Origin of the sequence: Dyella terrae (genome assembly GCF_004322705.1) — a bacterium.
GTDB lineage: Bacteria > Pseudomonadota > Gammaproteobacteria > Xanthomonadales > Rhodanobacteraceae > Dyella_D > Dyella_D terrae.
In genome coordinates this window covers 1037958-1055099 of sequence record NZ_SIZZ01000001.1, presented here as the reverse complement: position 1 = coordinate 1055099, position 17142 = coordinate 1037958, and the positions used below count along the sequence as shown (strand labels likewise).

At 62.9% G+C, this 17142-nt stretch carries 14 protein-coding genes; 9 read left to right on the top strand and 5 right to left on the bottom strand.

Features of this window, described 5'->3' with window-relative positions:
- Nucleotides 1-7: 7 nt before the first annotated feature.
- Entirely contained in the window at nt 8-1105 is a 1098-nt protein-coding gene (locus tag EYV96_RS04765; RefSeq protein WP_240732424.1) for an OprO/OprP family phosphate-selective porin, read from the bottom strand.
- Between the two features lie 560 nt (nt 1106-1665).
- Between EYV96_RS04765 and EYV96_RS04760 the strand changes: the two genes are divergently transcribed.
- The 5 genes from EYV96_RS04760 to EYV96_RS04740 all read left to right on the top strand — a co-directional run bounded on the left by EYV96_RS04760 (nt 1666) and on the right by EYV96_RS04740 (nt 8460).
- Nucleotides 1666-3108, top strand: a complete 1443-nt coding sequence (locus tag EYV96_RS04760; RefSeq protein ID WP_131150329.1) for a DUF3300 domain-containing protein — start codon at nt 1666-1668, stop codon at nt 3106-3108.
- An 11-nt stretch (nt 3109-3119) separates the two neighbouring features.
- Nucleotides 3120-4010, top strand: a complete 891-nt coding sequence (locus EYV96_RS04755; RefSeq protein ID WP_205746091.1) for a DUF2950 domain-containing protein — start codon at nt 3120-3122, stop codon at nt 4008-4010.
- 37 nt (nt 4011-4047) lie between these two features.
- Nucleotides 4048-5319, top strand: a complete 1272-nt coding sequence (locus tag EYV96_RS04750; RefSeq protein WP_131150328.1) for a BamA/TamA family outer membrane protein — start codon at nt 4048-4050, stop codon at nt 5317-5319.
- A gap of 22 nt (nt 5320-5341) precedes the next feature.
- Entirely contained in the window at nt 5342-7918 is a 2577-nt protein-coding gene (locus tag EYV96_RS04745; protein WP_131150327.1) for a hypothetical protein, read from the top strand.
- An 86-nt stretch (nt 7919-8004) separates the two neighbouring features.
- Nucleotides 8005-8460 carry a hypothetical protein gene (locus EYV96_RS04740; RefSeq protein ID WP_131150326.1) on the top strand — a complete coding sequence of 152 codons (456 nt, stop codon included), beginning with the start codon at nt 8005-8007 and terminating at the stop codon, nt 8458-8460.
- A 107-nt stretch (nt 8461-8567) separates the two neighbouring features.
- Here EYV96_RS04740 and EYV96_RS04735 read toward each other — a convergent pair whose 3' ends face one another.
- The 3 genes from EYV96_RS04735 to EYV96_RS04725 form a co-directional block, all read right to left on the bottom strand.
- Nucleotides 8568-9035, bottom strand: a complete 468-nt coding sequence (locus EYV96_RS04735; protein ID WP_131150325.1) for a YybH family protein — start codon at nt 9033-9035, stop codon at nt 8568-8570.
- An 88-nt stretch (nt 9036-9123) separates the two neighbouring features.
- Nucleotides 9124-9591 carry a glycine zipper domain-containing protein gene (locus EYV96_RS04730; RefSeq protein WP_131150324.1) on the bottom strand — a complete coding sequence of 156 codons (468 nt, stop codon included), beginning with the start codon at nt 9589-9591 and terminating at the stop codon, nt 9124-9126.
- A 68-nt stretch (nt 9592-9659) separates the two neighbouring features.
- On the bottom strand, nt 9660-10244 hold the full coding sequence (locus EYV96_RS04725; RefSeq protein WP_131150323.1) for a DUF4136 domain-containing protein: 585 nt from the start codon (nt 10242-10244) through the stop codon (nt 9660-9662).
- Between the two features lie 439 nt (nt 10245-10683).
- Between EYV96_RS04725 and EYV96_RS04720 the strand changes: the two genes are divergently transcribed.
- Entirely contained in the window at nt 10684-11343 is a 660-nt protein-coding gene (locus tag EYV96_RS04720) for a hypothetical protein (RefSeq protein ID WP_131150322.1), read from the top strand.
- Between the two features lie 8 nt (nt 11344-11351).
- The gene (locus EYV96_RS04715) at nt 11352-12356 is read left to right on the top strand and encodes a hypothetical protein (protein ID WP_205746090.1); all 1005 of its coding nucleotides are present in this window, start codon (nt 11352-11354) and stop codon (nt 12354-12356) included.
- A 12-nt stretch (nt 12357-12368) separates the two neighbouring features.
- Here the strand turns inward: EYV96_RS04715 and EYV96_RS04710 are convergent, their stop codons facing one another.
- Complete coding sequence (locus EYV96_RS04710) at nt 12369-14618, bottom strand: patatin-like phospholipase family protein (protein WP_165488594.1); 2250 nt, start codon at nt 14616-14618, stop codon at nt 12369-12371.
- Between the two features lie 272 nt (nt 14619-14890).
- Here EYV96_RS04710 and EYV96_RS04705 point away from each other — a divergent pair, with 272 nt between their 5' ends.
- Both EYV96_RS04705 and EYV96_RS04700 read left to right on the top strand, forming a co-directional pair.
- The gene (locus EYV96_RS04705) at nt 14891-16501 is read left to right on the top strand and encodes a sensor histidine kinase (protein ID WP_131150320.1); all 1611 of its coding nucleotides are present in this window, start codon (nt 14891-14893) and stop codon (nt 16499-16501) included.
- A 23-nt stretch (nt 16502-16524) separates the two neighbouring features.
- On the top strand, nt 16525-17103 hold the full coding sequence (locus tag EYV96_RS04700; protein WP_240732343.1) for a response regulator: 579 nt from the start codon (nt 16525-16527) through the stop codon (nt 17101-17103).
- The last annotated feature ends 39 nt before the right edge of the window (nt 17104-17142 follow it).

Below are 17142 nucleotides of genomic sequence, written 5' to 3'. Positions count from 1 at the left end.
CGCAGCCTCAGAATTCGTACTGCAGTCGTCCCACCAGGGCCGTGGGGTGCTTGCCGTCGAACTCGGCGCCGCGCTTGTCCAGTTCAAAGGCGTGGATCAGATTCAACGAAAGCCGCACCGATCGATCGAGGTACCAGTTCACGCCCAATGACAGATTGGTTTCAGCGCCACCCTGGATATCCAGGTCATTGAGGTCGGTGCGACTGATTCGGGCGGCCAGTTCCAGCGCGCCGCCGCCGTGCCCGTTCCACGGCGAGCGCGGCTCGACGCCGCCGAACGTGGCGTTGCCGTCCCGATACGGCCGCGTGTCATCGGTGAGGAACCAGCTCGCATAGGCATACCAGCCACGAAAGTTCAGCGAGGGCAGGCCGTTGTCACGAGGCACGCGCGCGTGCATCCACTCCGCTTGCCAGGAAAACGGCCCGCGTACATGCGCCGCCTCGAAGCCGTAGCGTATGACGCCATTGGCGTGCGCGATCGTGCCCGTATCGAGGAAGACATCGCCATTGGATAGTTGAACCTCGGGCGCTGACTTGAATCGCTGCTCATGATCGGACCCCGAATGGCGCGTCGAGAACGTCGCGGCAAGGTGATACAGGCCGTCCTCGACGTGCAGCAGCCGCACCAGTCGGCCGGTGAGGGCGACGCCACGCTGCGTCCGTCCTTCGTCCTTGGTGCCTGCAGTGAACAATCCATAGCTCCATACCCAGGGTCCATGAAAATCGTTCGACGCGATGCCGACGCTGCGGCTTGGCGCCAGGGCATTGGTGGTGGCCCGTTCAAGAAAGGTCGTGGTGCGGAAGCTGCCGTATTGCTCCAGGCCGAAGGGCTCTTGCTGATTGCCGATGGTCAGTGTTCCCACGCGAGGCAAGGCCTTGCGCAGATAGACGTCTTTGAACTCGAGCCTGCCGTTGACCAGTTCGCTGTCCGCGTAGAAAAGCCAGTCACGCCACACCATGCGCCTGAAATTGATGTCGGCGCGGCGGACGCTCAGGCTGTTGTGGCCCAGGGCGTCGTCCGAATAGCTGGCAGCGTCGATCATGAGGTAGCCGTTCACGCGAAGGCAGGCCACCGGCAGGTCAAAGCCGCCTTCGAGCGGGCGCATCAAGGACAAGCGACGAAGGAAATCCTCATCAGCATGGGGTGCATCGCCTTCGGAAGGGGTTTCCGCATCGGCTGCGACGGGAGCTTTCGACGTCGTGCTGTTACACGCCGCATGGCCGAGGGCGGGTCCCAGGCACAGAAAGAACGTCCACGCGGGCCACCCCCGACGTCGCCGGCGCCTGTGCCCCTCGCCCGGAGTCGGCGTCCGCTGGCATTCCTTCACCGTCATGAAGTCATCGAACCATGCCGGGCGTGGTGAGGCGAGTGAATTTGTACGTCAGCGTCCTAAGTAAAACTACGTACGACCGGTTCACATGCGCCACGGCGGCAGACGCTCCAGAGGCTTCTTGCCAGGGCGCGTCCGCACCCCGATGGCGCCTTGCACAGCCGCGTCATGGAGATCGATCACCGATAGGTAAATTTGCTTAAGCACGGCACGCATAAATGCGCTGGCGATGCCGGCTACGTGGTCACAAGCTGTGAAAGCCTGTGCAGTGGTATCGCTGCGGCGGTGCATTCGCTGGCAGGCACTTCCGATCCAACGCCGATGGGAGTGAGCGCATGAACAGCCAGATCTGGCGAGCGGGTTCCACGGGATTGCTGTTCGTGATGCTGGGCATCATGTCCGGGCCCACGGGTGCACAAAGCAATCCATCCCCATCGAGCGCGCAGGCCGCCCCGAGCAGCCAGAGCGCCCCGGTCTTCAAAAAGGAACAGCTCGATCAGCTGCTCGCTCCGATCGCGTTGTATCCGGATGCCTTGTTGTCGCAGATCCTGATGGCGACCACGTATCCCAGCGATGTGGCGGAAGCGGCGGCCTGGTCGAAGGCGCACCCGAAGTCGCAAGGTGACGAAGCCGTCAAGGAAGTCGCCAATCAGCCGTGGGATCCCAGCGTGCAGTCGCTCGTCGCCTTTCCGCAGGTGTTGGCGCAGTTCTCCCAACAGCCGGACTGGGTCCAGAACGTCGGCGATGCCTTTCTGGCGCAACCCAAGGACGTGATGGATTCGGTGCAGCGCTTGCGCGCACAGGCCCAGAAGGCCGGCAACCTGAAATCCAACGATCAGCAGAAGGTGGTCGTGCAGCAGTCGACGCCCGATACCACGGTGATCGAGATCCAGCCGACCAATCCGCAAGTGGTCTACGTGCCGAGCTACAACCCCACTGTGGTGTATGGCTCATGGGCCTACCCGAGCTACCCGCCGCCGTACTGGCCGCCGCCGCCGGGATACGCGTATCCGGTGATGAGCGGGCTCGCCGCGGGCCTTGCCTTTGGCGCTGGCATCGCGATCACCAACTCGCTTTGGGGCGGTTGCAACTGGGGTGGTGGTGACGTCGACATCAACGTCAATCGCTACAACAACATCAACACCAATAATCGCATTAGCGGCAATGGCAACCGTAACGGCAACGTCGGCTGGAACCACAACGCCGAGAACCGGCGTGGTACGCCTTATCGCGATTCCGGCAGCCGCCAGAAGTATTCGCCGGGCGTCGGCGGCGCGGATCAGCGGCAGGCATATCGCGGGCGCACCGATTCGCGCGATGCACAGCGCCAGAATGCGTTCAACGATTTCAATCGCAGCACGGGTGGCGGCGCCGCGTCCAACCTTCGCCAGAACCAGGGCGCGGGCCGGGACAACGTGGCCTCGCGCGACCGCGCGGGTGCCGGTAACCGGCAAGGCTCGCAGGGCATCGGTGGCGATCGCGGCAATACCGCCAATCGCGGCGGCAACCGTGCAGGAACGGCCGATCGTGGCGGTGACTTCGGCAATCGCGGCGGCGGTGACTTCAATCGCGGCGGTCAGGCCGGCAATCGCCAGGCGTCGTCCAATCGCGGCAGCGCCTTCAGTGGTGTGCAGCAGCCCTCGGCTTCCCGTTCGCAGATGCAGCGGGGACAGTCGAGCCAGCAGTCCTTCCGTAGCCAGCGGCCCTCGTCGTCGGGTCGCCAGGTATCCCGTCCCAGTCCGTCGCGTGGTGGCGGCGGTGGCCGTGGCCGTCGATAGAGGAAATGCCCATGATGCGCTCATCGATCACCCGTTCCCTGCTGCCGACGCTGGTAGTTGCCGCGCTGGCGATGGCTGGCAGCGTCCTTGCGCAGGAAGCGTTCCCTTCGGCGGACAAAGCGGCCGAAGCCTTTGTCCAGGCCATCAAGTCGCATGACGAGAAGGCACTGTCGAATCTTCTTGGCGCCGACTGGAAAACGTTCATTCCCACGGAAGGCATCGACCAGGAAGACCTCGATACTTTCCTGTCGCGTTACAACGAATCGCACCGCATCGTCGGTGATGACAAGGCATCGCATCTGGAAGTCGGCAAGGACACCTGGAGCTTGCCCATCCCGCTGGTCAAGAAAGCCGACGGCTGGCATTTCGATGTCAAGGGCGGCAAGGACGAGATCCTGGCCCGCCGGATCGGCGCCAACGAACTGGCCGTCATGCAGGGCATGCTGGCGTACTACGACGCACAGCGCGAGTACGCGACGCTGGCGACAAAGTTCGTCGGTCTTCCGGTCTATGCAGAGAAACTGATCAGCTCGCCCGGCAAGCACGACGGACTGTATTGGCCAGACAAGGACGGCGAGCCGGAGAGCCCGCTTGGCCCCGAGTTCGCATCCCACAAGCAGGGCGAAGGATTCAACGGCTACCAGTTCCATGTGCTGACGGCGCAAGGTGCGTCCGCGCCTGGCGGCGCCTACAACTACGTCGTCGGCGGAAAGATGCGCAACGGCTTTGCACTGGTTGGCTACCCCTCGCAGTACGGGCGCACCGGCGTGATGACCTTCATGGTCAGTCACGACGGCGAGATCTTCGAGAAGGACCTTGGCAAGGACAGCGCCAAGATCGCGACGGCCATGACCAAGTTCGACCCGGACAGCAGTTGGAAAGAAGTCACGCCCGACCAATAACCGCCTGCCATGGGGATGGATGAGGATGAGCCAGCACATGGAAGGACCGTTTGTTGTCGGAACGCGTTTTCGTTTGCGGTATGCGCTGCTGGTCGCGTTGGGCATGGCGTTCGTCCATTCCACTTCGGTGGCTGCGCAGGACGCTTCGCCCATTGCCGAGAAAACGACGGAGCCGGTGTCGAAATCCACCGACGCCGTCAGCAGCAAACCCACCACGGACGATGCTCCGCCGAAACAGACGTTCTGGCAGCTGTTGAAGGATCCACAGGACGGATCCTTCGACATGTCACGCTGGCTGTTGCAGCACCGCGGATTCCTGCTGGTGCCGATCATCATCACCGAGCCCGCCGTCGGCAATGGCCTCGGCGCATCGGCCGTGTGGTTCCACCGGCCCAGGCAGTCGCAGGAGTCCAGGGATCGTGGTGACGTCATTCCGCCGGACATCTATGGCTTCGGCGTCGCCGCGACGGAAAACGGCACCAAGGGCGGCGGTGGCGGCGGCAAGTTCCATTTCAAGGACGATGCCTGGCGCTATTCGGTGGGGGGTGGCAAGGCGTCAGTCAACCTGAATTACTACACCCAGGCCGGTCTGCTGCCGTCGCACAAGATCGGCTACAACCTGGATGGCGTGATGCTGTTCCAGCGTGTGTCGAGGCGTCTTGGCTTCAGCAAGTGGTATGTGTCGGCGCAGTGGATCTACATCGACCTCGAGAGCAAACTCAACTTCGAGAGCGACAATCAGTACTTCAAACCGAAGGAGTTCGCCAAAAAGTCGTCGGGTCTGGGCGTTGCCATTGAATACGATTCGCGCGACAACACGCTGACGCCCAACAAGGGCATGCTGACCATGATCGAAGGCACCTTCTACGGGCCCGGCATTGGCAGCGACAACACCTACCAGGCCTATCGCGCACACACCTTCGGTTACATCCCCTTCGCGGACAACCGCTGGATCCTTGGTTTGCGCGCCGACTACCGGTCAGCCCGCGGTGACGTGCCGTTCTATCAGCTGCCCTTTATCGACCTGCGCGGCATTCCCAGTGCGCGGTATCAGGACACCTCCGTGGCGATGCTGGAAGCGGAGATGCGCTGGAACCTGACGCGTCGCTGGGCATTGCTGGCGTTCGGCGGCGTCGGTCGCGCGTGGGGACGCCGCGTCAGTTTCGGCGATGCCGACAACGAGGCGACCAAGGGCGTGGGCTTTCGTTATCTGATCGCAAGGCAATTGGGCATGTACATGGGCGTCGACTGGGCCTGGGGTCCGGACGATCACGCCTGGTATCTGCAAGTTGGCAGCGCGTGGCGTTGAACTCGTCCCATCGAGGTGGATCATGTTGAAGCTCAGGTACGTCATCCTCGTTCTGATCCTGGTGTGCACCGGCGGGACGCTCGCGCTGGCACAGCAGCCCCATCCGACGCCGTCGGCGAGCGCGGCCAACGCGCCCCGCACCGGACAATGGCCGCGCACCTATGACGTCAGCGGCCAGCATCTGGTCATCCACCAGCCGCAGCTCGACAGCTGGGAAGGCAACCAGCTCAAGGGCCGTGCTGCCGTGGCGGTGCGTACCGGCACGGTCACGGGCAGTGACGGCAAGCAGCATGACAAGCTCAGTTACGGCGTGATGTGGTTCAGCGCGCGCACGGACACCGACAAGATGGCGCATACCGTGGCGCTTTCGAACCTGACGGTGGAGAAGGTGAGCTTCCCGACCGACACGGCCAGGCAGGATACGTATCTTGCCGCGCTGCGTGAGATTGCCAAGCGTGGCGGTCAGGTAGTGAGTCTGGACACCTTGCAGGCGTCGCTGGTGATCAGCCAGCAAATGAAGTTCGACAACAAGGCCGCAGTCAAGAATGATCCGCCGGACATCGTGTTTGCCTTCCAGCCTGCCTTGCTGGTTTTGATCGACGGGAAGCCGGTATTCAAGTCCTCCGGCGTAACGGGTGTGTCGCGCGTGATCAATACGCGTTCACTTGTGCTGGAGCAGGGCGGCAAGTATTACCTGGCGGTGGCCGGTCGCTGGATGACGGCAAGCAGCCTTCAGGCACAGTGGACAAGCGCGACCAGCGTGTCGCCTGCGCTCGAGCAGGCCAAGAAGCAGGCGGTGGATGCGAAGCTGGTCGATGTACTGGATCAGCCGCCTCCGGCCCTGAAAACGGCACTTGATCGTGGCGTTACGCCGGAGATCGTGTTGCGCAGTTCGCCAACCGAATTGATCCAGTTTGACGGTGAACCGCAATTCGACGCCGTGCCTAACACCCAGCTCGCCTACGCCAGCAACACCGGGTCGGATGTCTTCGTCGACCAGGGCCACGACGGGGCCTGGTATGTCCTTATTTCCGGACGCTGGTTCACCTCGAATTCGACCAACGGACCCTGGCGTTTCGTCGATGGCCGCAACCTGCCGCCCGACTTCGCCAAGATTCCGTCCGATAGCCCCAAGAGTGCGGTTCTCGCGTCGATCCCCGATACACCGGAAGCACGTGAATCGCTCATTGCCAACGCGATTCCGCAGACGGCGTCGGTCAATCGCAAGCAGGCGAAACTGCAGCTGACCTATGACGGGCAGCCGCAATTCAAACCCATCGACGGCACGTCGCTTTCGTACGCATGGAACACGGCGGTGCCGGTGATCAAGGTCACGGACGTCAGCTACTTTGCCGTACAGAACGGTGTCTGGTTTACGTCGGGCAGCCCGAATGGGCCCTGGGCCGTTGCCTTGAGCGTGCCCAGCGTCATCTACGCGATTCCGCCGAGCTCGCCGCTTTACTACGTCACCTATGTGCGCGTGTACGGTTACGACGGCGATACCGTGTATGTCGGTTACACACCCGGTTACTACGGCACGGTGGTGAGTGACGGCGTGGTGGTTTACGGCACCGGTTACGCCTGCAATCCCTGGGTGGCTGATTACTGGTACGGCTGCCCTGCCACGTACGGTTTCGGCGTCGCCTTCGGTTGGGATCCGTGGGTGGGCTGGAGCTTTGGTTTCGCGTGGGGCATGGCATGGTCCAGTGCCTGGTACGGCCCGTGGTGGGGCCCGTGGGGCTACTGGGGTGGCTACTATCCCTACTATCCCGGTTACTGGGGCGGCGGCATTGCCGTGGCCAATGTCTATGGTCGATGGGGCAACAGCGTCGTCCAGGGCCAGCGCGCCGCGTGGGCCGATCCCTGGACGGGCAACTACGGCCGTGGTGCGCGAGGTGGTTACTACAACGAAGCGACGGGCGGTCGCGGCGTGGGTCGTGCCGGCGTCAACACCAATATCTACACCGGGACGACGACGGCGGCAGCGGCAGGCATTCGTTATAACCCGCAAACCGGACGCGTGGTTGCCGGGCAGGGCGGCGCGGCCGTCAACCCGTATACCGGCAATGCCGTGGCCGGCGGCAGTCGCACCACGGTGAACACGGAAACCGGGCGCGTCACGCAATCGGCCGGCGCAGCGGGGCGCACCGACCAGGGCGCGGGCGCAGCGGGTGCATTCAACACGCAAGGGGCGGGTGGCAATGCCAAGGGCGCCGGTTACGTCACCTATGATCGCGCATCGGGCGAGGTGAACCGGGGCGGCGTCGTCGCTGCGAACGATTCGATCTACGCAGGCAAGGATGGCAACGTCTACAAGTACGACAAGGACAATGGCTGGCAGCCAGTCGACAAGCCGGCCGCGGCCGATCGTGCCCAGCGCCCGGATACCTCCAACATCGATGCCGATCGCGTTGCCCGTGATCGTGGTGCCGACGTCAATGCCGCGCGCAATGGTGAATACCGCGGCGGTTCGAACTTCGAACGCAGCAACTACGACAATCGCTACCAGGGACGCATGGGCGGTTATCGCGAGCGTTCCGGTGGAGGTCGCTTTGGTGGTGGTGGCGGCATGCGGATGGGTGGTGGTCGCCGTCGTTAACTGAACGTTGGCGTCAACCGTTCACATTCAGGGAACAGCCGGGCCGGTGTAGTCGGTGAGACTCAAACAGAAGGAGCCACCGACCTATGCATCGGCCCACTCTTTTCGCGTTGTGCGCGAGTGCCGCGTTGACCCTGGCGGCATGCCATTCGTCCGATCAGGACGCGACGTCCGACACGGCGCCGGCCGCCCCGCATTCCGCGCCGGCGATTCCGCCTTCGCATCCCGCCGTGACGCCTTCCACTGCGCCGGCCTCGACGGTCAACGCGCCAGCGATGTCAGGCACGGCTGCGCAGGGCGGCACGCCGGCTGCCAGCCTGGGTGAAGACCATCCGGCCGCGCGCGACGCCTGCCTGGCGGCGGTGGCGAAGGAAACCAATCTCGATTCGTCAACGCTGAAAGTCACTGACGTTGCCGCTGCCGAAGCCGGCGTGGGCGTGACGATCACGGTGCCTGGCGCGCAAGCACCCTGGACGTGCCTGGCGGATGACCAGGGGCATGTGCAGGGTGCGAAGTACATGGGAGCGCCTGCGGCGCAGTGAACGGCGAACAGTAATCGGGTAACAGTAAACGGTGAACAGTAAGAGCATTGCAGCTCCGCGCTCTTACCGTTTGCCGTTCACTCTTCACCATTCACCGATCTCACCAGTCAGCTGGTGTGATCGTGGATCATCTTCCAGCCATCCTTCGTCTTCTCCCAGACCAGCGAGAAAATGCCATCGTCCTTCGCGGCGGTGCCGTGCGCGGAGCGGTCGAGATGGAAGCGACCGGTGACGATCGCATACTGCGCCTTGCCGTCCGCACAGGGAAGCACGCGCACGTCGATATCCGAATAGGTGAGCTTGCCCATCTGATCCTTGTTCGCGTAGTTCTTGCGATAGCTGGCGAGGATCGGCTGGAAGCCCTTGCGCACACTGGCGCCGACGAAGGTGGTGTCGGGCGAGTCCTTGTAGCCGGCGGCAAAGGTCTCGATGTCGCCACGGTTCCATGCCGCTTCGGTGTCGCTCATGACCTTGCGGATGGCCGCAACGTCCGTGGCATCGTCGTTGGCAAAGGCCGGCGCGGTGAAACCGGCAATGACGAGGCCGGTGAGCAAGGCAAGTGTGGCAAATCGCATGGTGCATTCCCCGAGGTAGTAGACCCCGGGGAAGTTAGCACTGGTCCAGGCCGGGCAGGTGTGCCGGAGGTCGTCCCCGGCCCGCGACTCAGAGGGTGTAGCCCTTGCCGCGCATGCAGCTGGCGTACGCCTGGTTGAAGGTATTCATGGCTGACGATTGCTGGGCTTCGGCATTGGCATTGGCCGCCCGGCGCTCCTGCCGTGCCCTGGAGCCCCCCGCGACCACGCCCGCTGCCGCACCCACGGCAGCGCCATGGCCGGCATCGTCGTTGGCCACGCCACCGACCACGGCACCCGCCGCCGCGCCACGCACGGCCCCGCGCGCACGCTGCCCACCGCCGACGGTCGTGCCCGTCTGCTGCGGCGCGGGCTGCGACGCGACGTTGGGGTCAATACCGGTATTGCTCTGCGCCCAGCCTCGACAGGCCTGCGTGTCGGAGGCCTGCTTCTCGGCGCTCTGGCCCTGGGCCGGATACGCCGGAGGTTGCTGGGCGTTTGCGGACAGGCTGCCAAGGGCGACCAGCGCGGTGCCCAGCAGCATCGACCATGCTTTCATGTGATCACCTCTTCGGGTCAATGCTCGCGAACGCCTCAAGGCGCCGCGAGCGATGGACGTGCACCGGATCAGCGCAGGACCCCGTCAGCCTTGAGCTTGGGGATCAGAGTCGCGGCGAGTTGCTGCGTGGCCTTGGGAATGTCGTTGGTCCCCAGGCCTTGCGTCGTCACGGTCCAGACCAGCTTCTCCGAACGCGCGTCCCAGATGCTGGTTTCCAACGTCACCACTTCGTACTGCGTGACGCTCGGCGTTGATGCCCAGGCGCCGCCGTACCAGCCGTAGAAGCCGCCGTAACCGGGGCCGGACGGTGTGACGTTGACGCGCTGTTCAACGCGCTGCAGTCGCGTCACCAGGATGATTTCCGCGCCGGTGTGCTTGACCAGTTCGCCGAGCTTGGCACTACCGTCACTACCCGGCGGGATCGATGCGTAGCTCGCTGCGGCCTGGTATCCGGCCGAGTGCAGCTGCTGCACGAAGGTGTCTTCGAAGATGCGACGGGTCGTGTCGCCTCGTGCCACGCCGACGACAAGCACGTTGGATGCCGGCGGTCCGCTCCAGCCCGGATCACGCCATTCATTGGTGACACTGACCGACGCACACGCCGTGACGACCAGCGTAGTGACGGCAAGAACGGCCAATCGCGACAGGTTCATATGCCTCTCCGGGAAACGGCGTGCTGATAGGCCCCCTGCCGAGGCGGTGTCAACCCGATCCGGACCGGGGGAGGGTCGAGGGAGTTCGGACGAGGTTGTCTTGCTGGCAGGGGAGATCGTGCGTTGCGCAAGCGTTCCCGGCGATGACTTTCCGGTTCCGTCCCGCGCAACGACCATGCAACTGGCGCCCGCCATCCGTGGCACGCGCCATCGCATGCAGCATGCGACCGGGGGTGATCGGTGTTAAGCGAACTTCCACCTGCGTCGGCCCAGTAAAACTACGTAGCCCGTCGACAGCGCACGGCAAGCCACGTTGCACCCCGTAAAACTACTGGGCCGGAACAAGTGATTCTGCGCTCGTGAGCGGGCATGCCGATGACTGACCATGGGGGCCCCGCAGCCGATGCTTGCGGAACGTCCTGTCCAAGGAGAATTGAGCATGATCAAGTCATACGCATGGTTGCCGATGGCGATTGCCGTGGCCCTCGCTTCCACGGTTGCGGTCGCGCAGGAAGACGCCGCCAAGGGGGCCGCGACCACGTCCACCACGGCGCCACGCGCGGTCGGTGAAACCATCGTCGTCCACGCCACGGTCATCAATGTCGATCAGTCGACCCGGTTCGTGACGCTCAAGGGCAAGGACGGCAAGGAAGTCACCGTCGAAGCCGGCGATGACGTACGCAATCTCGATCAGCTCAAGGCTGGCGATACGGTCACGCTGAAATACCATCGCGCCCTCGCGCTGGACATTCTCCCCGCCGGCAGCGTCAAGCCCGATGCCGTCGTTGAAGGCGGCGCGAGCCGTGCGGAGCCAGGCCAGAAGCCAGGAGGCGTGGTGGGCCAGTCGGTCACCATTACCGCCACGCTCACGGCCATCGATCTGCAGAAGCACACCGTGACCCTCAAGGGGCCCGAAGGCAACGAGAAGACGATCGAGGTGAAGGATCCGGTGCGCCAGGCAAACATGGCCAAGCTCAAGGTCGGTGACATGGTGCGGATTACCTACATCGAAGCCGTGGCGGTTGAGGTCAAGGGCGACGCGGCCAAGTCCAAGTCCAAGGGTTCAACGTCCAAAACCAAGAGCAAAGACGCCCAATGAGCCACGCGGTGAGTCGTCAGCGCAGAACTCCGGGCCTGCGCTTCGGCGGCTCACCCCTTCACTTGCTGGGTCGCAGTGCGCTTGCGTTCGCTTTGCTTGCCGGCTTCTCCACCGCGCACGCCCAGCAGCAGCCCCTGCGGGAAGTGTTTGCCAGCCGCCTGCAGCAGCGAGTCAATGGCGTGATGGCGATGATGGGCTATGTGCAGACGCCCGACGTGACGTCGGGCTCGCTGCATATCAGCGATGGCACAACGGACAATCCGTCCTTCAACAACACTTCCCTGGGTGGGGGGTTCACGTGGAGTCGTGATTTCCCGCTGTACCTCGAGGGCACGGCGGGCTACGCCCGCTACGACCCTAAATTCATCGCCTCCGATGGCATCGAAGAACGCTGGGTACCGGCCAAGTGGAACAGCTTCGTGGCCACCGTGGGCGTGGGCTGGGATGTCCATCTGGCTGAGGAACTGGTGCTTCGCCCGATCGCCATGGGCAGCTACGGCCGCGTTGTCAGCGATGTCACTTTCGGCGTGCGTTTCGTCAACGATAACTTCGACAAGAACATCGACTTCCTCGCGCATGGCCGTCTTGAGTCGACGGGGCTGGGCGGTTCGCTGATGCTTGATTACGAGCATTATCGCGAGAAGTACGAAATTGACGTCGAGCTTCGTTACACCAACATCTACATGCACAGCACCGGCGACACGGCGCCGGCGGTGCGCGGGCATGCCCGCAACGAAAATGCCAACCTCTGGGCCCGCTGGCGCGCGCCGACGGGCATGCACGCACTTGGCCGGCCCGTGCGCTACGTGCTCGAGTTTGCCCATACAAACTACTTCGGCCAGTACGTCGATGCGCTGAATCTCCAGCACCTGACGTCGTTTGGTATTGGCCTGGAACTGGACACGAGCAAATACCACCCCCTGTGGATCTCCCGTGCCCGCGCGGTCATGCGCTACGTCACCGGCCCCAATGTCGAAGGCTGGTCGCTGGGCCTGGCCGTCACGTTCGACTGACGGGCCCCGGGCTCACAGCGACGGTCGCAACATCGATCCGAATGTCAGATAGATCGAAGAGTGCCCACCCTTGGCGTAGCCATAGCCCAGGAAGACCGGGCCCAGCGGCGACTGCAGGCCGGCGAAGATGCTGCCGGCGAAGATCAGCGAATTGAGATTGACGTCGCTCTTCACGCGCCAGGCATTGCCGGCCTCCAGGCTTGCGCCGATGTAGATGGGCGTCGAGAAGATCGCGTCGAGCTTGCCTGTCCGGCGATAGACGATCGTACGCAACAACGCCGCCTGGTCACCGTGTAGTGCGCGTTCCGGATAACCCGACAGATTCAGGAAGCCGCCGAGGAATTGCTCCGTCTCGAGCGCGCGCGTGTCATCCAGCGCACTGGAAAGCCGAAGGCCGAGCAAGAGGTGATAGCGTCCGTTGCTCAGCCCCCAGTCCGGCACCCAGTCGGCGTTGAAGCGTGCCACGTCACCTTTCAGATCGCCGCCGAGGAACGTGCGGTAGCTGTCATAGCTGAGATCGAAGCGAACGCCACGCGTCGGGAACTGAGCGCTGTCGAGCGTATCCCAGTTGATCCTTGCGCCAATGGACGCGAACTGCTGGGTCTGGTCCGGGAAATCCGTCGGGTTGCCAATGCGCAGGTAGCCGGAATCGCGGCCGCGTTGCACGGTAGCCGAAATGCGCCAGTAGCTTGTGGGCGACCAACCGGTTTCGATGCCGACGATGCGCCGGCTGACGCGGTATTCGGCCAGTTCCTGGTCGCCTTCCAGGTCGTACGCCGGCACGTTCTCCTTGCGGCCGAAGGCAAACGGCTGGATGTAGGTCTCGGCGAATTTGCCGAACGGTTGATAGAACTCGGTGCGCAGTCCGGTGATGCGTCCCATCCACACCGTGTTGCGCCACTCCGCGCCGTAGCGATTGAGATTGGTGGCTGTCACTTCGCCGGAAAGCAGGTATTCGCTGCGCCCGTCGAAATCGTCGTCGAGCTGGAATCCCAGCTTGCCGTAAATGCCGCCCCATGGCTTGTCATTGGGGATGATCAGCAGGCCGCGGTCGCCATCGCGCTGTTGCAGGCGGTAGTCGATCTGCTGGTAACTGCCACGCCCGTAGACATTGCCGATCTGCTGCTCGGTGACCTTGGGGTCGAATGGCTTGCCGATTTCCTTGCTCATGGTTCGGGCAACGAACTCGCCTGTTTTGGTGTGGTTGATGTCGACGTTCAGAAATGCAATGAGCTGTGGATCGAAGTTGCGTTGCCGATGATTCGCGGCGTAGCGCGCCCACACCTCGGGTGAAACAGCCATGGCGCGAAGTTGGGGCAGCGCCGCTTCGGCCGCGGCGCGTCCGATGGCAATGGCTTCGGCGCTGCGATTGAATTCCGCGGCCGTGATGTCGCCAAGCGCCGGGCGGATCAGTACGTCATTGGGCGTGAGGGTCGCGATCTGACGCTCAGTCTTTTCGATCATCAACGCGCTGACCATCTGATTGAGGATGGCAACGGGGTTGTTCAGGGCTTCTCGCTTGTCCAGCGGCGAGCCGACGTCAACGACAATCAGTCGTTGCGCACCCATGGTGCGGATCACGTCGATGGGTACGTTGTCCATCAGGCCGCCATCGACCAGTAGCGTGTCATCGACCACGGTAGGCGCGAATGCGCCGGGTACCGACATGCTGGAACGAATCGCGACGGGCAGGTCACCTTGCGAAAAAACCACCGGTTTGCCAACTACGATATCGGTGGCGACGGCGCGGAAGGGGATATTCAACTTATCGAAATCGTGCACATCCCATGTCGACAGCAAGAGCCGACGCAGGAGCAGGATCAGCTTCTGTCCCTGGATGAGGCCGGTTGGCGTGACGATGTGTCCATCTTTGTAGCCCACCTCGAAATTGAGCAGGTAGCGATAGTCAGCGTCCTTTCGGCGCATGGGCATGATGGCGCGCGCCGGATCATCGGAAAAGAGATCCTTCCAGTCGAGCGTGCCGATCACCGACTCAAGCTCGGTGGAGTTGTATCCAGCCGCGTAGAGACCTCCCACGATCGATCCCATGCTGGTGCCGGTGATGCGGCAGATGGGGATGTGTTCGCGCTCAAGCACCTGCAGGACGCCGATGTGGGCTGCACCGCGCGCGCCGCCGCCGCCCAGGACAAGGCCGATGCACGGTGAGGGCATGGGTGCAGGCGAGGGTGGCTGGACCGGCGCCTGTTCGGCGGCCAACCATGCCGGGCACAGCAGTACTGCGGCTGCCAGTAACCAACGCATAGGCTTCGTCTCCATGCCTGCGGTGGTGTTGGGCAGCTCACCGCACGACGTGTGCATGGTGTACCGACCGCTGTCGCACGCACAGCGAAGAATCGTCGGCGGTGCTTAAGTAGTTTTACGTAACGTCGTAAATATAGGAATGAATTGGCAAATTTGACCCCGTTTCATCACGGTTCATTCATCGGACCCTGCTGTAAATTTTACGCATCCGGCACGGGGAGCATGGCCGGGTGAGTGGGGTGGCGCGTCAGTCCTTGGGTCGAGGAGATTGCATGCGCATCGCGACAACGGATGTGCCTGGTATTTCGTCGTCTGTCGTGTGGGGCATCGCGATGTTCGTTGGCGGTGTCTTCGCGCAGATTGCGTCGGCATTGCTTTGGAGTTATCCAAGCGGCTCGCCGGTTCTGTGGATTCCCGGCGGGTTGCTGTTCGCCGCTTTGCTCACGGCACACGCGCGCTGCTGGCCCGCGTGCTTGCTCGGCTTTCTCCTGGGCCTGGTCGCCTTCGGCGTCCTCACGGGATCCGGCCCGGCTGGCATGCTCATGCTGGGTCTGCCGGTGGTCGTGCTGGTCCCGGCCACGGTGTGGTTCCTCCTGCGCATCCCTTCGCACGACGATCCTATCGATCGTTGGCCGTGCCTCTTCGGATTCATGGCCTTCGGCATGGTCGCCTTGCCGTTGCTGAGCGCGGCGGTGGTGGGCTGGCTCAATGACTGGTTCGATCTGCAGGATCCGCGTCTGCAAGACTGGCAGAACGTCGCGCTCAGCCATGCATTGGGATACACGTTGTTCGTGCCGGCATGGGCGAGCATCGTCCTTCGCGGCGAGTTGCTGCAGAAATCACGTCGCGGTGGCGCGTTCGACGTGGTCTTCTTCGGGCTGGCGTTGGCGTTCACCTGGTACATCTGGAAATGGTTTGGCGAACTGGCTGCGCTGCAGCCGGTGCTGTTGCTCATGCCCGCGCCGCTCATCGTCTGGTCGGCCATGCGCTATCACCTTGCGGGCGTGTGCGTGGTTGTGCTGGCCATCGCGATGATGGCGATTTACATAAGCGAAACCGGGCAGGGGCCGTTCTATGCCGGCTCGGTGGGTGTCACGACACGCGTGGTGCAGGTCTGGACGATGCTGGTCGCTGCCTTGTCGCTTTTGCTCGGTCAGGCGATGGAGCAATTGTCGAGCATTCGCATGGCGCTGAACGACACCCACGTCGAGATACGCAAGCTGGCGGGTCAGCTCGTGGCGACGCAGGAGCAGGAGCGGGCGCGCATCGCGCGTGAGCTCCACGATGACGTCAATCAACGGTTGGCATCGGCATCGATTCTCCTGAGCATGCTCAAACGCAAGCCGCCGGAAGCGGCGCGCGAAGGCATGACACGGTTGCAGGGGCAGCTCTATGAGCTGTCGGATGCGATCCGCCAGCTCTCGCACGATCTTCATCCGAGCATGCTCAAGCAGACGGGCCTTGCCGATGCATTGCGCCGTCTTTGCTCGACCGAGCGCTATCACAATGGGCCTGCCATTGATGTCGACGTTCGCGGGGATACGGAAAACCTTCCCGAGGACGTGTCGCTGGGATTGTATCGGGCAGCGCAGGAAGGATTGTCGAATGCTATCCGGCATGCATTCGCGCAGCAGATTGTCATCACTCTTGAAGTAGATAGCTATTTCGCAAGCCTGACCGTCGAGGATGACGGTCGTGGTTTCGATGCCAATTACGACAACCGAGGCGCCTCAAAGGGATTGGGCCTGGTCAGCATCGATGACCGCGCAAGGTTGTTGAACGGCAAGTTCGTCATCTATACGGGCGTGGGCAAGGGAGCACGGTTATGCATACAGATTCCGCTGCGGCAACACTACCAGCAGGAAAGGCGGCTCCACGCGTAGTGATCGCTGATGATCACCGCATTGTGGCCGAGGGTATCGAGCACATCCTGGCGGAAGATTACGAACTGCTTGCCGTCGTTTCTGATGGCTATGCGCTGATCGATACGGTGCGCCGACTGGAACCGGATGTGGTGATCGCCGACATCAACATGCCCGGCTGCAGCGGGCTGGATGCGCTCAAGCAGTTGCGAAGCGAGAACAACCGGACGCCTTTCATTTTGCTGACGATGCACGCGGAGCCAGCGCTCGCGTCCAGTGCCATGCGCAGCGGCGCCAGCGGCTACGTCCTCAAGATGTCGGCGGGTGAAGACCTGATCGACGCCATCCAGCAGGTCCTGGCCGGTTCGACTTACGTCACGCCTTCGTTGGGTGCCCGCTTCCTGTGCAGCAATGCGCGCGACATCCAGAATCTCACCACGAAGCAGTGCGCGGTGCTGCGCCTGGTTGGCAAAGGCCTGCGGTCGAAACAGATTGCAGCCGAGCTTGGCCTTTCGGTGCGCACGGTGGAGGCGCACAAGTACACGATGATGCAGATGTTCGGCGTGCACTCCACGCTGGAAATGGTGCGAAAAGCCGAGGAGCTTGGCGTTCTACACTGCTGAGAAAGTCAGTATTTTTACGTAGCAATCAGCGGTCATTTT